Raw genomic sequence first — 18897 nt, 5'->3', positions numbered from 1 at the left:
AGATAAATGGCACGTTACATTGGTCCAAAATGCAAACTGTCTCGTCGTGAAGGCACTGACCTGTTCCTGAAGAGCGGCGTTCGCGCTCTGGAATCGAAGTGCAACATCGAAGCAGCCCCAGGTATCCACGGCCAGCGCCGTGGCCGTCAGTCCGACTACGGTACCCAGCTGCGCGAGAAGCAAAAAGTTCGTCGTATCTACGGTGTTCTGGAGCGTCAGTTCCGCGGTTACTACCAGGCTGCAGCCTCGAAAAAAGGCGCAACCGGTGAGAACCTGCTGCAACTGCTCGAGTGCCGTCTGGATAACGTCGTCTACCGTATGGGCTTCGGCTCGACTCGTTCCGAGTCCCGTCAGCTGGTTTCGCACAAAGCGATCAGCGTCAACGGTAAGACTGTAAACATTCCATCCTACCAAGTTCGTCCGGGTGACGTGGTCGCGGTTCGTGAGAAGTCGCTGAACCAGCTGCGCATTGTTCAAGCCCTTGAACTGTGCGCCCAGCGTGGCCGCGTTGAGTGGGTTGACGTGGATGCTGCTAAAAAGTCGGGCGTTTTCAAGAACGTTCCTGCTCGCAGCGACCTGTCTGCCGACATCAACGAGAACCTGATTGTCGAGCTCTACTCCAAGTAAGGGCTAGAAAATAGGTGCATCCATGCAGATTTCGGTAAATGAGTTCCTGACTCCCCGCCACATTGATGTGCAGGTAGTCAGTCCGACCCGCGCCAAGATCACGCTCGAGCCTCTCGAGCGTGGTTTCGGCCATACCCTGGGCAACGCGCTGCGCCGCATCCTGTTGTCCTCCATGCCTGGCTGTGCAGTAGTCGAGGCCGAGATCGACGGCGTACTCCATGAGTACTCCGCGATCGAAGGTGTTCAGGAAGACGTCATTGAAATCCTGTTGAACCTGAAAGGCCTGGCTATCAAACTGCACGGTCGTGACGAAGTTACGCTGACCTTGTCGAAAAAGGGTTCGGGGGTGGTTACCGCTGCCGATATTCAGCTGGATCACGATGTCGAGATCGTCAACCCCGATCACGTAATCGCGAACCTGGCGTCGAACGGCGCCCTGAACATGAAGCTCACCGTAGCTCGTGGTCGTGGTTACGAGCCGGCCGACTCCCGTCAAACCGACGAAGACGAAAGCCGTAGCATTGGCCGTCTGCAGTTGGACGCTTCGTTCAGCCCGGTGCGTCGTATCGCCTATGTGGTCGAGAACGCCCGTGTTGAACAGCGTACCAACCTGGACAAGCTGGTCATTGATCTGGAAACCAACGGCACCCTGGATCCTGAAGAGGCTATCCGCCGCGCTGCGACCATCCTGCAACAGCAGCTGGCCGCGTTCGTCGACCTCAAAGGTGACAGCGAGCCTGTCGTAGTCGAGCAGGAAGACGAGATCGATCCGATCCTGCTGCGTCCGGTTGACGACCTGGAACTGACTGTACGTTCGGCCAACTGCCTCAAGGCGGAGAACATCTACTACATCGGCGACCTGATTCAGCGTACCGAAGTAGAGCTGTTGAAGACTCCTAACCTGGGCAAGAAGTCCCTGACTGAAATCAAGGACGTCCTGGCCTCTCGTGGTCTGTCTCTCGGCATGCGCCTCGACAACTGGCCGCCTGCAAGTCTTAAGAAAGACGACAAGGCGACCGCCTGATCGTCGTAATCACCGAACGTAGTGTTTGGTAAGGAATGAATCATGCGTCATCGTAAAAGTGGACGTCACCTGAGCCGCACCAGCTCTCACCGCAAGGCTATGTTCCAGAACATGGCAGTGTCGCTGATCGAGCACGAGCTGATCAAAACCACCCTGCCGAAAGCCAAGGAACTGCGCCGCGTTGCCGAGCCGCTGATCACCCTGGCCAAGGAAGACAGCGTAGCTAACCGCCGTCTGGCCTTCGATCGTACCCGTTCGAAGTCTGCTGTTGGCAAGCTGTTCAACGACCTGGGCAAGCGTTACGCCACCCGTCAGGGCGGCTACCTGCGCATCCTGAAGTGCGGTTTCCGCGCTGGCGACAACGCCCCTATGGCGTACGTCGAGCTGGTTGATCGTCCGGTCGGCGGTGCTGTAGAAGCTGCTGAGTAAGACGTTCTGTCTGCTACAAAGAACCGGGCCTAGTGCCCGGTTTTTTGTATCTAGTTGCATTGTTTATTTCTATTGATACAAGTCATGTAATGCATTTGTTCTTGTAACCTTGCTCGTCAATACTCTCTCCAGAGCCGATTAGCCGGCGCTTGAAGACCGATAAGGAGAGCCCATGAGCAAGATTCTCACCACCGCCAGCGGTGCACCCGTAGCAGACAACCAGAATTCCCGTTCCGCCGGCCCGCGCGGCCCGCTGCTGCTCGACGACTTCCACCTGATCGAGAAGCTCGCCCATTTCAACCGCGAGAACATTCCTGAGCGCCGCGTACACGCAAAAGGCTCGGGTGCCTACGGCACCTTTACCGTTACCCGCGATATCACCGGTTACACCAGTGCCAAGTTGTTTGAACAGGTTGGCAAGCAAACCGAAACCTTCCTGCGCTTCTCCACCGTTGGTGGCGAGCGTGGCTCCGCTGATACCGAGCGCGATCCTCGTGGTTTTGCCGTCAAGTTCTACACCGAGGAAGGCAACTGGGACATCGTCGGCAACAACACGCCTGTGTTTTTCATCCGCGACCCGCTGAAATTTCCAGACTTTATCCATACACAGAAGCGTCATCCGCAATCGAACCTGAAGAACGCCCAGATGATGTGGGACTTCTGGTCGCACTCTCCCGAGGCGCTGCACCAGGTGACCATTCTGTTCTCCGATCGCGGCATCCCGGACGGTTACCGCCACATGCACGGCTTCGGTAGCCATACCTACAGCCTGATCAATGCCAAAGGTGAGCGCACCTGGGTCAAATGGCACTTCAAGACCCAGCAAGGCATCAAGAACCTCGCACCGGCAGAAGCCGCACGCCTGGCAGGTACTGACCCGGACTACGCCCAGCGTGACCTGTTCGAAGCCATCGAGCGAGGCGATTACCCACGCTGGACCGTATGCATTCAAGTGATGAGCGAGGCCGAGGCCGCCAGCCGTGACGAGAACCCGTTTGACGTGACCAAGACCTGGTCGCAGAAGGACTACCCGCTGATTGAAGTGGGCGTGCTGGAACTCAACCGTAACCCGCTCAACTACTTTGCAGAGGTAGAGCAGGCCGCGTTTGGCCCGAGCAACATGGTGCCGGGCGTCGGCCTGTCGCCAGACCGCATGCTGCAAGGGCGGGTATTCGCCTACGCAGATGCGCACCGCTATCGGGTCGGCACCAACCACCAGCAGCTGCCAGTCAACGCGCCACGTTGCCCGGTCAACAGCTATCAGCGTGATGGTTCCATGGCTACCGGCAGTTACGGTAGCGCGCCGAACTATGAGCCCAACAGCTACAGCGATGCACCGAAGCAGTCGCCACGCCATGCCGAGCCCGCACTGGCCCTGCAGGGTTCCGCAGACCGCTACGACCATCGCGAGGACACCGACTACTACAGCCACGCCGGCGCGCTGTTCCGGCTGATGAATGATGAGCAGAAAGCCCTGCTGATAAGCAATATTGCCGGCACCATGGCAGGCGTAAGCGAAGATGTGATTCAGCGCCAGCTGCAATACTTCTTCAAGGCCGATCCGGCTTATGGCGAAGGGGTTGCCAAGGCTTTGGGCGTCAATCTCGCCTAAGTCGAAGTGATAAGAAGAACCGCCCTCATTTGGGCGGTTTTTCAATGAATATCACTACTGTTTAACCGTTTTTTTGCTTCTTATTGCGCGGTTCTCAGTGACCGCAGGCAAAAGCTGGTTCACACTATGTGGCATAGACGTTTTCACATGGAGAAGCAGGGCGATGCAAGGTCACCCGGACGTAATCAACTACCTCGTTACGCTGCTGAAGGGCGAACTGGCGGCGCGCGACCAGTACTTCATTCACTCGCGTATGTACGAAGACTGGGGCCTGTCCAAGCTCTACGAGCGCATCAACCATGAAATGGAAGAAGAGACGCAGCATGCCGATGCTCTGATGCGTCGCATCCTCATGCTCGAAGGCACCCCTGACATGCGCGCGGACGATCTGGAAGTGGGCAGCACCGTGCCGGAAATGATCGAGGCCGACCTCAAGCTCGAGTACAAGGTACGCGGCGCGCTGTGCAAAGGCATCGAGCTGTGCGAGCTGCACAAGGACTACATCAGCCGCGACATCCTGCGCGCTCAGTTGGCTGATACCGAAGAAGATCACACCTACTGGCTGGAGAAGCAGCAGGGGTTGATCAAGGCAATTGGCCTGGAAAACTACCTGCAATCGCAGATGTAAATGTTGGGGGCGCTTTGCGCCCCTATCGCGACACAAGGCCGCTCCTACAGGCGATCGCAAATATTTGGATTTGCGCGATCGCTTGTAGGAGCGGCCTTGTGTCGCGATAGGGCTGCAAACCAGCCCCCATTACTGTTAAGCCCGATCCCGCTCCAGCAGCGGTTTCAGGTAATGCCCGGTATAGGACTGCTTCATCTCGCTCAGTTCTTCCGGCGTACCGCAGGCAATGATCTGCCCACCTTTCGAGCCACCCTCCGGCCCCAGATCCACCAGCCAGTCCGCGGTCTTGATCACATCCAGGTTGTGCTCGATCACCACCACCGTATTGCCGTGATCACGCAGGCGATGCAGTACGTCCAGCAACTGCTGGATATCGGCAAAGTGCAGACCCGTGGTCGGTTCGTCGAGGATGTACAAGGTCTTGCCGGTGTCACGTTTGGACAGTTCACGCGACAGTTTCACCCGCTGTGCCTCACCGCCCGACAGGGTGGTCGCCGACTGCCCCAGCTTGATGTAGGACAGCCCCACATCCATCAACGTCTGCAGCTTGCGCGCCAGCGCCGGCACGGCGTCGAAGAACTCGCGGGCATCCTCGATGGTCATCTCCAGCACCTCGTGGATGTTCTTGCCCTTGTACTTGATCTCCAGGGTTTCGCGGTTGTAACGCTTGCTCTTGCACACATCGCACGGCACGTAGATGTCCGGCAGGAAGTGCATCTCCACCTTGATCAGGCCATCGCCCTGGCAGGCTTCGCAACGGCCACCCTTGACGTTGAACGAGAAACGCCCCGGACCATAGCCGCGTGAACGCGACTCCGGCACACCGGAGAACAGTTCGCGGATCGGCGTGAAGATGCCGGTGTAGGTCGCCGGGTTCGAGCGAGGGGTGCGGCCGATCGGGCTCTGGTCGATATCCACCACCTTGTCCAGGTGCTGCAGGCCATCCATGCTGGCATGCGGCGCCGCTTCCAGGCTGCTTGCACCATTCAGGGCGGTGGCGGCCAGTGGGAACAGGGTGTTGTTGATAAGCGTCGACTTGCCCGAGCCGGACACCCCGGTCACGCAGGTCAGCAGGCCGATCGGGACTTCCAGATCGACGTTTTGCAGGTTGTTGCCTCGCGCGCCCTTCAGCTTGAGTTGCAGCTTCTTGTTGCGCGGCGTGCGCTTGGCCGGCACGACGATCTTCTTGCGCCCGGACAGGTACTTGCCGGTCAGCGAGTCGGGGTGGTCCATGACCTCCTGCGGCGACCCCTCGGCGACGATCTGCCCGCCGTGCACGCCGGCCCCAGGGCCGATGTCCACCACGTAGTCGGCCAAGCGGATGGCGTCCTCATCGTGTTCTACCACGATCACCGTATTGCCCAGGTCGCGCAGGTGGTTGAGGGTGGCCAGCAGGCGGTCGTTGTCGCGCTGATGAAGGCCGATGGACGGTTCATCGAGGATGTACATCACCCCTACCAGGCCGGCGCCGATCTGGCTGGCCAGGCGGATACGTTGTGCTTCACCACCGGACAGGGTGTCGGCGCTGCGGTCGAGGGTGAGATAGTCGAGACCGACGTTGACCAGAAACTGCAGGCGCTCGCAGATTTCCTTGAGGATCTTCGCCGCAATCTCGCCACGGCGACCGGTCAGGGTCAGCTTGCCGAAGTAGTTGCTGGCTTCACCGATCGGCAGGTTGGTCACTGCCGGCAGCGTTTTTTCGCCCACCCACACATGCCTTGCCTCACGGCGCAGGCGGGTGCCGCGGCAATCCGGGCAGGGCTGGGTGCCGAGGAACTTGGCCAGTTCTTCGCGCACGGTGGCTGACTCGGTCTCGCGGTAGCGACGCTCCAGGTTCGGCACGATGCCTTCGAACGGGTGCGAGCGCTTGACGATGTCGCCTCGGTCGTTCAGGTACTTGAAGTCGACGCTCTGCTTGCCGCTGCCCTGCAGGATCACCTTCTGGTGCTCGGCCGACAGTTGGCCGAATGGTTCCTCGAGGCTGAAGCCGTAATGCGCGGCCAGTGAACCGAGCATCTGGAAGTAGTACACGTTGCGTCGGTCCCAGCCGCGGATCGCGCCTTCGGCCAGGGTGAGCTCGGTATTGACCAGGCGCTTGGTGTCGAAGAACTGCTTCACTCCCAGGCCGTCGCAGGTCGGGCAGGCGCCGGCGGGGTTGTTGAAGGAGAACAGCTTCGGCTCCAGCTCGCTGATGGCATGGCCACAGACCGGGCAGGCAAAGCGCGCGGAGAAGATCGTCTCTTCGCCTTGCTCGTCATCCATCGGTGCCACCAGGGCGATGCCGTCGGCCAGCTTGAGCGCGGTCTCGAACGACTCGGCCAGGCGTTGTTGCAAGTCGGCGCGGACCTTGAAACGGTCCACCACCACATCGATGCTGTGTTTTTTTTGCTTGTCCAGCTTGGGTAGTTCGTCGAGCTCGTAGAGCTTGCCGTTGACCCGGGCGCGCACGAAGCCCTGGGCGCGCAGCTCGTCGAATACCGCCAGGTGCTCGCCCTTGCGCTCGCGTACCACCGGCGCCAGCAGCATCAGCTTGCTGCCTTCCGGTCGCTCGAGTACCAGGTCGACCATCTGGCTGATCGTTTGCGCCTCCAGCGGGATATCGTGGTCCGGGCAGCGTGGGGTGCCGACGCGGGCATACAGCAGGCGCAGGTAGTCGTAGATTTCGGTGATGGTGCCGACCGTGGAGCGGGGGTTGTGCGAGGTCGACTTCTGCTCGATGGAAATGGCTGGCGACAGGCCTTCGATGGTATCGACGTCGGGCTTTTCCATCATCGACAGGAACTGCCGGGCGTAGGCCGACAGCGATTCCACATAGCGACGCTGGCCTTCGGCGTACAGGGTGTCGAACGCCAGGGACGACTTGCCGGAACCGGACAGGCCGGTGATCACGATCAGCTTGTCCCGGGGCAGGGTCAGGTCGATGTTCTTCAGGTTGTGGGTGCGTGCCCCACGAATCAGGATCTTGTCCACTGCGGCCTCGCTTGGCGGGCATAAACAAAGAATTATACGGCCCCCTGCCAGTACGCGGCAAAGCGTCGCGTAGATGCCGTCAAGCTGTCGGACTGATAGAATCGCCGCCGGTTCACACGAGGTTAATCCATGCACGACACCCACAACGAGCGCATGAGTGGCGGCGAAACCCGCGCCGCTGGCGGCCTGGCCCTGGTCTTTGCCTTTCGTATGCTGGGCATGTTCATGGTCTTGCCGGTGCTGGCCACCTACGGCATGGACCTGGCCGGTGCCACGCCTGCGCTGATCGGCCTGGCCATTGGCGCCTATGGCCTGACCCAGGCCGTATTGCAGATCCCGTTCGGGATGATTTCCGATCGCATCGGCCGCCGGCCGGTGATTTATCTGGGGCTGGTCATCTTTGCCCTGGGCAGCGTATTGGCGGCCCAGGCCGACTCCATCTGGGGGGTGATTGCCGGGCGTATCCTGCAGGGCGCCGGGGCGATTTCCGCTGCGGTCATGGCGCTGCTGTCCGACCTCACTCGCGAGCAGCACCGGACCAAGGCAATGGCCATGATCGGCATGAGCATCGGCCTGTCGTTTGCTGTCGCCATGGTCGTCGGCCCATTGTTGACCAGCGCCTTCGGGTTGTCAGGATTGTTCCTCGCCACGGCAGGACTTGCCCTGGTCGGCATCCTGCTGATCGCCTTTGTCGTGCCCAATGCCCACAGCATTCTGCAGCACCGCGAGTCAGGTGTGGCGCGCCAGGCCATCGGCCCGACCCTGCGCCATCCGGACCTTCTGCGCCTGGATGTGGGTATTTTCATCCTCCACGCCATCCTCATGGCCAGCTTCGTTGCATTGCCACTGGCCTTCGTCGAGCGCGGCGGCCTGCCGAAGGAACAGCACTGGTGGGTGTACCTGACCGCGTTGTTCATCTCATTTTTTGCAATGGTCCCATTCATCATCTATGGCGAAAAAAAGCGCAAGATGAAACGCGTGCTGGCCGGGGCGGTCAGTGTGTTGCTGCTGGTGGAGGTGTTCTTCTGGCAGTGGGCTGACGGTTTGCGCGGACTGGTGATCGGCACCGTGGTATTCTTTACTGCATTCAACCTGCTGGAGGCATCGCTGCCTTCGCTGGTGAGCAAGGTGTCGCCTGCAGGTGGCAAGGGGACGGCAATGGGGGTCTACTCCACCAGCCAGTTCCTCGGCGCTGCCCTGGGAGGAATCCTCGGTGGCTGGTTGTTCCAGCACGGCGGGCTGAACATGGTGTTCCTCGGTTGTGCGGTACTGTGTGCCATCTGGTTGGTCGTCGCCTTGCGCATGAACGAGCCGCCCTATGTGACCAGCCTGCGCATGCCGCTGACGCCAGAGGCGGTCCGGGAAGCCGGCCTGATCGAGCGCCTGATGGCCGTGCCGGGTGTGACCGACGCCGTCGTGGTGGCGGAAGAAGCTGCCATCTATATCAAACTGGATACGAAAATTTTGGACCGTACGACCCTCGAGCGCCTGGTGAACCCGGCCTCTTCGGCGTGCGAAGCCTAGGAGAACGTTATGGCCCGTGGGGTTAACAAAGTCATTCTGGTCGGCACTTGTGGCCAGGATCCCGAAGTCCGCTACCTGCCCAACGGTAACGCCGTGACCAATCTGAGCCTGGCCACCAGCGAGCAGTGGACCGACAAGCAATCGGGCCAGAAGGTCGAGCGTACCGAGTGGCACCGTGTGTCGCTGTTCGGCAAGGTTGCCGAAATTGCCGGCGAATACCTGCGCAAGGGTTCGCAGTGCTACATCGAAGGCAAGCTGCAGACCCGCGAGTGGGAAAAAGACGGTATCAAGCGCTACACCACCGAAATCATCGTCGACATCAATGGCACCATGCAGCTGCTCGGCGGTCGTCCGCAGGGCCAGCAGCAGGGCGGTGACCCATACAACCAGGGTGGCGGCAACTACGGTGGCGGCCAGCAGCAACAGTACAACCAGGCTCCGCCACGCCAGCAGGCCCAGCGCCCGCAGCAGGCTCCTCAGCGCCCGGCACCGCAGCAGCCAGCCCCGCAGCCGGCGGCTGACTTCGACAGCTTCGATGACGATATTCCGTTCTGATCAGAGCGTTTGAGCGTCTAGCAGGACCAGAAACCCAGGGCAGTTGCCCTGGGTTTTTTCATTTGTGGGGAATGCAGAAGAGGAGGTGAGGGCTGCCAGGTGCTCATCTCCCGGCGAGTACATCACCGGTTGCTAATTTCAGCATTTGGTGATGAAGCTTTTTCATGGGACGTGCCCTGTGGGAGCGGGCAAGCCCGCGAAGCAGGCGACGCGATGGATGGCACCGGCTACGCCGGTGTTCGCGGGCGTGCCCGCTCCCACAGCGCTGCGTGGGTTTCTGCTATGGCGCAATCCTGTGAGGGCGGGTCCAATCAGCCAACGCTTCAATAGAACAACCGCGGCTCCGGGGAATCCAGCAAGCTGGCCAACTTGGTCAAGGCAAACCCCAGTTCCTCGCGCTTGGGCGCCATCAAGGCGATGCGCACGCCGCAGGTGGCGTGGCTGCGTTCTGGCAGGAACTGGCTGCCACTGACTACCGTGACGCCGTTGTTGCGTGCCAGGTTGGCGAACTCGTCGCTGGTCCACGGCTCCGGCAATTCCAGCCAGATGTGGAAGCTGTTCGGCTGGCTGCGGATCTTGTACTTGCCAAGAATCTCCCGGGCCATTTGCTGGCGCGCGGCCGCCTCCTCCTGTTGTTCCCGCACAAGCTGGTCGGCCATGCCACTGTTGATCAGGTTACTGGCCAGCTGCGCCATCAACGGTGACGGCATCCAGACACTGCTGCGTACCATCGACGACAGCCGCGAGAGGGTTTGCGGTGGGGCGTACAGATAGCCGATGCGCAGCGCCGGCAGCACACTTTTGGACAGACTGGTGAGGTACACCGAGCGCTCGGGCGCATAAGCGGCCAGTGGCTGGTAATCCGGTGCGGGCTCGAGAAAGCCGTAGATATCGTCATCGACGATGAACAAGTCGAACTCTCGGGCGATCTCGGCGATAGCCTGGCGCCGTGCGTGGGGCATGATCGAATTGGTCGGGTTCTGGTGGGTGGTGACGCACACCAGCAGGGAAGGGCGGTGCTCCAGGCACGCCGCGCGCAATGCCTCGGGAATCAGGCCGTGCTCGTCCATGGCCACGCCGCGCAGTCGGCGGCCCATGCTGTGCGCCAGGGAGATGATGCCCGGGTAGCAGAACGACTCGCACAGCACCACATCGTCGCTCTTCGACAGGCTGCTGATGGCCACCAGCAGGCCGTGCTGGGCCCCGGAAGTCAGCACCACCTGCTGCCAACGCGCCTCGGGCAGCCAGCGCTGGATCCAGGTGGCACCGGCCTGCTTGTGGGTCGCATGGCCGCCATCGGTGACGTAGTCGAGTACCTGCGCCAGGTCGGACGACGCAGCCAGCTCGATTATGGCTTCGCGCAGCCAGTCGGTCATGTGGGCATCGTTGGGCTTGATGATCGACAGGTCAATCTGGTCGCTCGCGTGCTCGGAAACCACGGGTTTTGCCTGGATGACCGGGGCACGGTTTTGCAAGTGTGGTTGCGGCAGTACGAAGGTACCGCGGCCCACTTCGCCCACTACCAAGCCGCGCTTGGCGGCTTCGTCATAGGCTCGCCCAATGGTGCCAGGGGTCACATCAAGGGATTCGGCCAAGTCCTTGAGCGTCGGCAAACGTTCGCCAGCCACCAGCCGGCCGCTGCCAATGTCTTGCTCCAAGGCATCGGCGATCATCAGGTAGACCGGCTGCGCCAGGTCGCTGTAGTGAGGAACCCACATGGAAAGCACCAGAATCTGCGAGAACGCCGAAGCCTAGCATGAAAGGACTGAGGGGTGTAATTCTCAGCCGCTGCGCATAAATTACCTTGATTACATCGGCCACGTTCCCCAGGTAGGTGTACTGCTCCGCAATCTGTACCGCTTGATCTCGAAGCGCCCGGTCAAACAATTATCAGAAAATTCATTAGATTCAATAAGTTGAGACTTTACTTGAAATGGGCTGCGTGATCGCGCAAAAAACCAATTGAATCGATGTTATTTCTATAAATACAATCATTGAATCGATTCAATCGCCAAGGTAAGGGAAATACCGTTATGGAGCTGTTAGGCGCTTTCTGGGCGGAGCACTGGTTGCTGGCACTTTTCATGTTGGGCGCGATCGCCTTCGTCGCCGGCTTCGTCGATAGCATCGCCGGGGGCGGTGGGCTGTTCCTGGTGCCGGGCTTCCTGCTGGTCGGCATGCCGCCGCAAATGGCGCTCGGCCAGGAAAAACTGGTCAGTACCCTTGGCACCCTGGCGGCCATCCGCAACTTCCTGGCCAACAGCAAGATGGTCTGGCAGGTGGCGCTGGTCGGCGTGCCGTTTTCGCTGCTCGGTGCCTACCTGGGCGCACACCTGATCGTGTCGATCTCCCAGGAAACCGTGGGCAAGATCATCCTGGCGCTGATCCCGCTGGGCATCCTCATCTTCCTCACGCCCAAGGATCGCCCGGTCGAGGAGCGCGAACTGTCATCGCGGATGCTGTTCACCGTGGTCCCGCTGACCTGCCTGGCCATCGGCTTCTATGACGGCTTCTTCGGCCCTGGTACCGGCAGCATGTTCATCATCGCCTTCCATTACCTGCTGCGCATGGACCTGGTCTCCAGCTCGGCCAACTCCAAGACCTTCAACTTCGCATCCAACATCGGCGCCCTGGTGGCCTTCATCATGGCCGGCAAGGTCGTCTACCTGCTGGCGTTGCCGCTGGTGGCCTGCAACATCCTCGGCAACCACTTGGGCAGCGCCCTGGCCCTGCGCAAGGGCAACGAAGTGGTACGCAAGGTGCTGGTGTTCTCGATGCTCTGCCTGTTCACCAGCCTGGGCGTGAAGTACCTGGCCTGACCCCATCCATAGGAGAAAACTGATGAAAACCGCATTCGTAACCGGCGCCTCCTCGGGCTTTGGCCGCGCCATCTGCCGTACCCTGATCGGCAAAGGCTACCGCGTGATCGGTGGCGCCCGGCGCATGGACAAGTTGCAGGCGCTGGAAGCCGAACTGGGCGTCAACTTCATTCCGCTGACACTCGATGTGACCGACCCGGCGTCGCTCGAGGCGGCAGTCGGGCAAATCCGCGATGCTTCGCTGCAGATCGACCTGCTGGTCAACAACGCCGGGCTGGCGCTGGGCGTAGACCGTGCCCAGGCCAGCAGCGCAGAAAACTGGCAGCGGATGATCGACACCAACATTACCGGCCTGGCCATGGTCACCCACAAGGTCCTGCCGCAGATGGTGGAAGCCGACAGCGGCATGATCATCAACATCGGCTCGATCGCCGGCACCTACCCCTACCCGGGCGGTAATGTGTATGGCGCCAGCAAGGCCTTTGTCCGCCAGTTCAGCCTCAACCTGCGCGCCGACCTGGCAGGCACTCGCGTGCGGGTGAGCAATATCGAGCCGGGGCTGTGCTCGGGCACCGATTTCTCGGTGGTGCGCCTGAACGGTGATCTGGATGCCGTGCAGGCCCTGTACCGGGACGTGCAAGCCATCCTGCCCGAGGACATTGCGGCCACGGTGGCCTGGATTGCCGAACAGCCGGCACATGTGAACATCAATACCATCGAAATCATGCCGGTGGCCCAGAGCAGTGCAGCGCTGAACGTGGTGCGCAACCTGCCGCGCTGCTGATCGGCCGGTGGTGGATGGCACCGGCGTTGCCGGTGTTCGCGGGTGAACCCGCTCCCACAGGAAAGCGCGACGGCTTGGGCATGTGCAGTACCTGTGGGAGCGGGTTCACCCGCGAATCAGGCAACACAGCGCCCTCAGCTGACCCATGTCATCGCACCTTCCTGATTCTTGGCTAGTCTTACCTGTTGGCGGCCATCAACCGGCCGCCACCGTGACTACCAAGAGGCGCCGGCCATGTTCCGTGCGTCCACCATCTGATCAGGAGTGCACGATGGACCTGAACCGTCGGCAGTTCTTCAAGGTCGCCGCCGTCGGCCTTGGAGGCTCGAGCCTTGCGGCGTTGGGCATGGCCCCGACACCAGCATTCGCCGAGCAGGTGCGTCACTTCAAGCTGGCGCATACCAAGGAAACCCGTAACACCTGCCCCTACTGCTCGGTCGGCTGCGGCCTGATCATGTACAGCCAGGGCGATGCGGGCAAGAACGTCAAACAGAACATCATCCATATCGAAGGTGACGCCGACCACCCGGTCAACCGCGGCACCCTCTGCCCTAAAGGCGCCGGCCTGCTGGATTTCATCCACAGCCCGAGCCGCCTGCAGTACCCCGAGGTACGCAAGCCGGGCAGCAAGGAGTGGGTGCGGGTCAGCTGGGACGAGGCGCTCGATCGCGTCGCCGACCTGATGAAGCAGGACCGCGACGCCAACTTCATCGAAAAGAACGCCCAGGGGCAAACGGTCAACCGCTGGCTCACCACCGGTTTTCTCGCTGCCTCCGCCGCTTCCAGCGAGGCTGGTTACCTGACCCACAAGGTCGTCCGCGCAACAGGCATGCTGGGGTTCGATAACCAGGCTCGTGTCTGACATGGCCCGACGGTGGCAAGTCTTGCCCCGACGTACGGCCGTGGCGCCATGACCAACCACTGGTCCGATATCGCCAACGCGAATCTGGTCCTGGTGATGGGTGGCAACGCAGCAGAAGCGCATCCTTGCGGCTTCAAGTGGGTGACCGAGGCCAAGGCGCACAACAAGGCGCGGCTGATCGTGGTCGACCCACGGTTTACCCGTACCGCTTCGGTGGCGGACTACTACGCACCGATCCGTACCGGTACCGACATCGCCTTCATGGGCGGGCTGATCAATTACCTGCTGAGCAACGACAAGATCCAGCACGAGTACGTGCGCAACTACACCGACGTGTCGTTCATCGTCAAAGAGAACTATGGCTTCGAGGATGGCCTGTTCAGCGGTTACGACGAGGCCAAGCGCGTGTATGCCGACAAGTCCGGCTGGGGGTACGAGCTGGGTGAGGACGGTTTTGCCAAGGTCGACCCGACCCTGCAGCACCCGCGCTGCGTGTTCCAGCTGATGAAGCAGCACTACAGCCGCTATACCCCGGAACTGGCCAGCATGACCTGTGGCATGCCGCAAGACGCCATGCTGAAGATCTGGGAAGAGATCGCCACCTGCTCGATTCCGGGCAAGACCATGACGATCCTCTACGCGCTTGGCTGGACCCAGCACTCGATCGGCGCACAGATCATCCGCAGTGCGGCCATGGTCCAGTTGCTGCTGGGCAACGTCGGCATGCCGGGTGGCGGGGTCAACGCCTTACGTGGTCACTCCAACATCCAGGGCCTGACCGACCTCGGCCTGCTGTCCAACTCGCTGCCGGGTTACCTGACCCTGGCCGGCGATGCCGAGCAGGACTACGCCGCGTACATCGACAAGCGCGCCTCCAAGCCGCTGCGCCCTGGGCAACTGTCGTACTGGCAGAACTACGGCAAGTTCCATGTCAGCCTGATGAAAGCCTGGTACGGCGCCAATGCCACGGCGGAGAACAACTGGGGCTACGACTGGCTGCCCAAGCTCGATGTGCCGGCCTACGACGTGCTGCGCATGTTCGAGATGATGGGCCAGGGCAAGGTCAACGGCTACATGTGCCAAGGCTTCAACCCGATTGCCGCGTTGCCGGACAAGAACCGCGTCACCGCGGCGCTGGCCAAGCTCAAGTGGCTGGTGATCATGGACCCGCTGGCCACCGAGACCTCGGAGTTCTGGCGCAACGCCGGGCCGTTCAACGATGTCGATACGGCCAATATCCAGACCGAAGTGATCCGCCTGCCCACCACCTGCTTCGCTGAAGAAGACGGCTCGCTGGTCAACAGCAGCCGCTGGCTGCAGTGGCACTGGAAAGGTGCCGACGGTCCGGGCGAGACCCGCACCGACGTTCACATCATGAGCGAGCTGTTCCTGCGCTTGCGCCAACGCTACCAGGCCGAGGGCGGCGCCTACCCAGATGCGCTGATGAACATCAACTGGCCATACAAGGTCCCTGAAGAGCCATCCCCGGAGGAGCTTGCCAAGGAAATGAACGGCTGGGCGGTGACCGACGTCACCGACCCGACTGGCGCAGTGCTCAAGGCTGGCCAGCAACTCGCGGGCTTCGGCCAGCTCAAGGACGACGGCAGCACCGCGTCCGGCTGCTGGATCTTCGCCGGCAGCTGGACCGAGCAGGGCAACCAGATGGCTCGCCGTGACAACAGCGACCCGTACGGCATGCACCAGGTGCAGAACTGGGCCTGGGCCTGGCCTGCCAACCGCCGCATCCTTTACAACCGTGCATCCAGCGACCCGCAAGGCAAGCCGTGGGACCCGGAGAAGAAGCGCCTGGTATGGTGGAATGGCAAGGCCTGGACCGGCACCGATGTGCCCGACTTCAAGGTCGACTCGCCACCTGAGGCGGGGATGAACCCGTTCATCATGAACCCTGAAGGCGTGGCGCGGTTCTTCGCCATCGACAAGATGGCCGAAGGCCCGTTCCCCGAGCACTACGAGCCGTTCGAGACGCCGATTGGCATCAACCCGCTGCATCCGCAGAACAAGAAGGCTACCAGCAACCCGGCCGGACGGATTTTCGACTCGGTGTGGGACACCCTCGGCAAGCACGACGAGTTCCCTTACGCGGCGACCACCTACCGGCTGACCGAGCACTTCCACTTCTGGAGCAAGCATTGCCGGCTCAACGCTATCGCCCAGCCGGAGCAGTTCGTCGAAATCGGCGAGGTCCTGGCCAACGAGAAAGGTATCAAGGCCGGTGACCGGGTGCGTGTGTCGAGCAAACGCGGGCATATCGATGCGGTGGCGGTGGTGACCAAGCGGATTCGCCCGCTCAAGGTCAACAACCAGACCGTGCACCAGATCGGCATCCCGCTGCACTGGGGCTTCACCGGGACTACGCGGCATGGCTACCTGACCAACACCCTGGTGCCTTTCCTGGGTGACGGCAATACCCAGACGCCAGAGTCCAAGTCGTTCCTCGTCAAAGTGGAGAAACTCTGATGGCCAGCCAAGACATCATCGCCCGCTCGGCCACCACCACCGTACCGCCTTCGGTACGCCAGCAGCAGGAAGTCGCCAAGCTGATCGACACCACCAAGTGCATCGGCTGCAAGGCCTGCCAGGTGGCGTGTTCGGAGTGGAACGAACTGCGTGACGAGGTCGGCCACAACCACGGCACTTACGACAACCCCCAGGACCTCACTGCCGAGACCTGGACCCTGATGCGCTTCACTGAGCACGAGCGCGACGACGGCAACCTGGAGTGGCTGATTCGCAAGGACGGCTGCATGCACTGCGCCGAGCCAGGTTGCCTGAAGGCCTGCCCGAGCCCGGGGGCGATCATCAAGCACGCCAACGGCATCGTCGACTTCAACCAGGACCACTGCATCGGTTGCGGTTACTGCATCACCGGTTGCCCGTTCAACATCCCGCGCATCTCGCAGAAGGACCACAAGGCATACAAGTGCACCCTGTGTTCCGACCGCGTGACCGTGGGCCTGGAGCCGGCCTGCGTGAAAACCTGCCCGACCGGCGCAATCGTGTTCGGCACCAAGGACGAAATGAAGGTGCATGCTGCCGAGCGCATCGTCGATCTCAAGTCGCGAGGCTACGACAATGCCGGGCTGTACGACCCGGATGGCGTCGGTGGCACCCACGTGATGTATGTGCTGCACCATGCCGACACGCCGAAGCTGTATGCCGGCCTGCCGGATCAGCCGGTGATCAGCCCGCTGGTCGGGCTGTGGAAGGGCATCACCAAGCCGCTGGCGCTGCTGGCCATGGGCGCGGCGGTGCTGGCCGGGTTCTTCCACTATGTGCGGGTCGGGCCACAGCGGGTGGAGGAGGACGAACACCCGACACCTGCGGATGAAAGCGTGCAACAGGTGGACCCGTCGGTCCATGTCTATGATCCGACCAAGCCCGGTGGGCAAGGGGAGCAGCGACCATGAACGACAACAAACCCATCCTGCGCTACAACGCCAACGAGCGCAGCAACCACTGGGTCGTCGCGATCCTGTTCATCCTGGCTGGCCTGTCGGGGCTGGCGCTGTTCCATCCGGCGCTGTTCTGGCTCAGCCACCTGTTCGGCGGTGGGCCGTGGACGCGTATTCTGCATCCGTTCCTGGGTGTGGCGATGTTCGTGTTCTTCCTCGGCCTGGTGTTGCGGTTCTGGCGCGCGAACTTCATCACTGCCAATGATCGGCTATGGCTGCGGCGTATCGATCGGGTCATGCTGAACAGGGAGGACGGCGTGCCACCGATCGGCAAGTACAACGCCGGTCAGAAGCTGCTGTTCTGGACCTTGTTGCTGTGCATGCTGGTGCTGTTGATCAGCGGCGTGGTGATCTGGCGTGCCTGGTTCAGTCATTACTTCGACATCGGCGCCATTCGCCTCGCCACTTTGCTTCACGCCCTGGCGGCGTTCGTGCTGATCCTCAGCATCATCGTGCACATCTACGCCGGCATCTGGATCAAGGGCTCGATCGGCGCCATGCTGCATGGCTGGGTCAGCCGCGCCTGGGCGCGCAAGCACCATGAGTTGTGGTACCGGGAAGTGACCGGTGACAAGACGCCGGGCAATCACGGACGAAAAGAAGGATGAGCGCTTGAGCACGATACTCGAACCCGGGCAGATCGAAGCGTCGGCGGTGATGCCGCCGTTTCTGCACCTGCCCCCCGCCAACCTGTTCGAACTGCGCGCCGCGCGCCTGGAGCAGCTGGCCGAGGGCAATGCCCTTGGCCAATACCTGAAGCTGGTGGCTCGTTTGTGCCGTATCCAGCAGCAGCTTGTGGATAACCCGCCCGCTGGCATGCCGGTGGCCGAGGAGCGTCAGCGCCTGTGCATAAGTCATGGCTTGCCGCCGTTGGCCGCGGACAGTCTGGTGCGTGAAGGGCCGTGGCTGGTCTGGTTGCAGGCCTTGCTCGAACGCTTTGAGGGTGAAACCGGCGGTCCGCTGGGTGATACGTTGCAGGTGCTGCGCGGCAGTGATGGCGAGCAGCGCAAGGGCTGGGGCATCGCCTTGCTCGGCGGCCAGTACGACGCGGTACCCGCAGCGCTGGTCCCGTTCATTGGCGCGGCCTTGCAGGCGGCGTGGTCCAGCTGGCTGTTGGCATTGCCCGCGCCCGAACTCAAGCCTGCTGGCAGCCTTGCCCAGTGCCCGGCCTGCGGTTCGCCGGCGATGGCCGGGGTGGTGCGCAACCGTGGCAAGCACAATGGCCTGCGCTACCTGGCCTGTTCACTGTGTGCCTGCGAGTGGCATGTGGTGCGGGTCAAGTGCGTGTACTGCGAGTCGAGCAAGGACCTGCGCTACACCAGCCTCGACGATGACCGCCATGCGCCGGGCAAGGCGCCGCTGCGCGCCGAGTGTTGCCCGGGGTGCGACAGCTACCTGAAACAGAACTACCTGGAAAACGATGCGGCGGCCGAACCGCTGGCCGACGACCTGGCCAGCCTGGCGCTGGACATTCGCCTGGACGAGGAGGGCTTTCATCGCCTGGCACCGAACCTGATGCTCGCACCCGGATAGTGGCTGAGTGTCTACACTGTAAGACCGAGTCGCCTTCTTCGCGGGTAAACCCGCTCC

General features: G+C 61.6%; 15 protein-coding genes. 13 read left to right on the top strand and 2 right to left on the bottom strand.

Features of this window, described 5'->3' with window-relative positions; genetic code table 11:
- Positions 1 to 6: 6 nt before the first annotated feature.
- The 5 genes from rpsD (at position 7) to bfr (ending at position 4320) form a co-directional block, all read left to right on the top strand.
- The gene (gene rpsD / locus J5M58_RS20600) at positions 7 to 627 is read left to right on the top strand and encodes a 30S ribosomal protein S4 (protein ID WP_003257114.1); all 621 of its coding nucleotides are present in this window, start codon (positions 7 to 9) and stop codon (positions 625 to 627) included.
- 22 nt (positions 628 to 649) lie between these two features.
- Complete coding sequence (gene rpoA, locus J5M58_RS20595; RefSeq protein ID WP_003255452.1) at positions 650 to 1651, top strand: DNA-directed RNA polymerase subunit alpha; 1002 nt, start codon at positions 650 to 652, stop codon at positions 1649 to 1651.
- 42 nt (positions 1652 to 1693) lie between these two features.
- Complete coding sequence (gene rplQ / locus J5M58_RS20590) at positions 1694 to 2080, top strand: 50S ribosomal protein L17 (RefSeq protein WP_003255451.1); 387 nt, start codon at positions 1694 to 1696, stop codon at positions 2078 to 2080.
- A 172-nt stretch (positions 2081 to 2252) separates the two neighbouring features.
- Complete coding sequence (locus tag J5M58_RS20585) at positions 2253 to 3692, top strand: catalase (protein WP_112254066.1); 1440 nt, start codon at positions 2253 to 2255, stop codon at positions 3690 to 3692.
- A 163-nt stretch (positions 3693 to 3855) separates the two neighbouring features.
- Positions 3856 to 4320, top strand: a complete 465-nt coding sequence (gene bfr, locus J5M58_RS20580) for a bacterioferritin (protein WP_003257116.1) — start codon at positions 3856 to 3858, stop codon at positions 4318 to 4320.
- A gap of 135 nt (positions 4321 to 4455) precedes the next feature.
- On the opposite strand, the gene uvrA is transcribed toward bfr, so the two are convergent.
- Complete coding sequence (gene uvrA / locus J5M58_RS20575; protein ID WP_166674209.1) at positions 4456 to 7290, bottom strand: excinuclease ABC subunit UvrA; 2835 nt, start codon at positions 7288 to 7290, stop codon at positions 4456 to 4458.
- 129 nt (positions 7291 to 7419) lie between these two features.
- On the opposite strand from uvrA, the gene J5M58_RS20570 reads away from it, so the two are divergent.
- Positions 7420 to 8814 carry an MFS transporter gene (locus J5M58_RS20570; protein WP_112254067.1) on the top strand — a complete coding sequence of 465 codons (1395 nt, stop codon included), beginning with the start codon at positions 7420 to 7422 and terminating at the stop codon, positions 8812 to 8814.
- A gap of 9 nt (positions 8815 to 8823) precedes the next feature.
- On the top strand, positions 8824 to 9369 hold the full coding sequence (locus J5M58_RS20565; protein WP_003255446.1) for a single-stranded DNA-binding protein: 546 nt from the start codon (positions 8824 to 8826) through the stop codon (positions 9367 to 9369).
- A 323-nt stretch (positions 9370 to 9692) separates the two neighbouring features.
- Here the strand turns inward: J5M58_RS20565 and J5M58_RS20560 are convergent, their stop codons facing one another.
- Positions 9693 to 11087: a PLP-dependent aminotransferase family protein gene (locus J5M58_RS20560; RefSeq protein WP_207879401.1), complete on the bottom strand. Its 1395-nt coding sequence runs from the start codon at positions 11085 to 11087 to the stop codon at positions 9693 to 9695.
- A 315-nt stretch (positions 11088 to 11402) separates the two neighbouring features.
- On the opposite strand from J5M58_RS20560, the gene J5M58_RS20555 reads away from it, so the two are divergent.
- From J5M58_RS20555 to fdhE, 6 genes are all read left to right on the top strand, one after another.
- Positions 11403 to 12188, top strand: a complete 786-nt coding sequence (locus tag J5M58_RS20555; protein ID WP_112254070.1) for a TSUP family transporter — start codon at positions 11403 to 11405, stop codon at positions 12186 to 12188.
- A gap of 22 nt (positions 12189 to 12210) precedes the next feature.
- Complete coding sequence (locus tag J5M58_RS20550; RefSeq protein ID WP_112254071.1) at positions 12211 to 12972, top strand: SDR family NAD(P)-dependent oxidoreductase; 762 nt, start codon at positions 12211 to 12213, stop codon at positions 12970 to 12972.
- A 271-nt stretch (positions 12973 to 13243) separates the two neighbouring features.
- Positions 13244 to 16312 carry a formate dehydrogenase-N subunit alpha gene (gene fdnG, locus J5M58_RS20545; RefSeq protein ID WP_207879399.1) on the top strand — a complete coding sequence of 1023 codons (3069 nt, stop codon included), beginning with the start codon at positions 13244 to 13246 and terminating at the stop codon, positions 16310 to 16312.
- Positions 16312 to 17262 (top strand): formate dehydrogenase subunit beta, encoded by a 951-nt coding sequence (gene fdxH / locus J5M58_RS20540; protein ID WP_112254073.1) that lies wholly within the window; start codon positions 16312 to 16314, stop codon positions 17260 to 17262. The genes fdnG and fdxH overlap by 1 nt, the downstream gene beginning before the upstream one ends.
- Complete coding sequence (locus tag J5M58_RS20535) at positions 17259 to 17915, top strand: formate dehydrogenase subunit gamma (RefSeq protein ID WP_112254074.1); 657 nt, start codon at positions 17259 to 17261, stop codon at positions 17913 to 17915. Before fdxH ends, J5M58_RS20535 begins: the two co-directional genes overlap by 4 nt.
- Before the next feature lie 4 nt (positions 17916 to 17919).
- Positions 17920 to 18840 carry a formate dehydrogenase accessory protein FdhE gene (gene fdhE / locus J5M58_RS20530; RefSeq protein ID WP_112254075.1) on the top strand — a complete coding sequence of 307 codons (921 nt, stop codon included), beginning with the start codon at positions 17920 to 17922 and terminating at the stop codon, positions 18838 to 18840.
- Positions 18841 to 18897 lie beyond the last annotated feature (57 nt).

The organism is Pseudomonas sp. 32_A, assembly GCF_017490905.1.
In the GTDB taxonomy this organism is placed as follows: domain Bacteria; phylum Pseudomonadota; class Gammaproteobacteria; order Pseudomonadales; family Pseudomonadaceae; genus Aquipseudomonas; species Aquipseudomonas inefficax.
The sequence above is the reverse complement of the archived record's forward strand: the minus strand, read 5'-3'. Positions and strand labels throughout refer to the sequence as shown.

Excerpts from the sequence above, each read along its gene's own strand:
- rpsD (WP_003257114.1), top strand. The coding sequence starts at position 7 with ATGGCACGTTACATTGGTCCAAAATGCAAACTGTCTCGTCGTGAAGGC.
- rpoA (WP_003255452.1), top strand. The coding sequence starts at position 650 with ATGCAGATTTCGGTAAATGAGTTCCTGACTCCCCGCCACATTGATGTG.
- rplQ (WP_003255451.1), top strand. The coding sequence starts at position 1,694 with ATGCGTCATCGTAAAAGTGGACGTCACCTGAGCCGCACCAGCTCTCAC.
- J5M58_RS20585 (WP_112254066.1), top strand. The coding sequence starts at position 2,253 with ATGAGCAAGATTCTCACCACCGCCAGCGGTGCACCCGTAGCAGACAAC.
- bfr (WP_003257116.1), top strand. The coding sequence starts at position 3,856 with ATGCAAGGTCACCCGGACGTAATCAACTACCTCGTTACGCTGCTGAAG.
- J5M58_RS20570 (WP_112254067.1), top strand. The coding sequence starts at position 7,420 with ATGCACGACACCCACAACGAGCGCATGAGTGGCGGCGAAACCCGCGCC.
- J5M58_RS20565 (WP_003255446.1), top strand. The coding sequence starts at position 8,824 with ATGGCCCGTGGGGTTAACAAAGTCATTCTGGTCGGCACTTGTGGCCAG.
- J5M58_RS20560 (WP_207879401.1), bottom strand. The coding sequence starts at position 11,087 with ATGTGGGTTCCTCACTACAGCGACCTGGCGCAGCCGGTCTACCTGATG.
- J5M58_RS20555 (WP_112254070.1), top strand. The coding sequence starts at position 11,403 with ATGGAGCTGTTAGGCGCTTTCTGGGCGGAGCACTGGTTGCTGGCACTT.
- J5M58_RS20550 (WP_112254071.1), top strand. The coding sequence starts at position 12,211 with ATGAAAACCGCATTCGTAACCGGCGCCTCCTCGGGCTTTGGCCGCGCC.
- fdxH (WP_112254073.1), top strand. The coding sequence starts at position 16,312 with ATGGCCAGCCAAGACATCATCGCCCGCTCGGCCACCACCACCGTACCG.
- J5M58_RS20535 (WP_112254074.1), top strand. The coding sequence starts at position 17,259 with ATGAACGACAACAAACCCATCCTGCGCTACAACGCCAACGAGCGCAGC.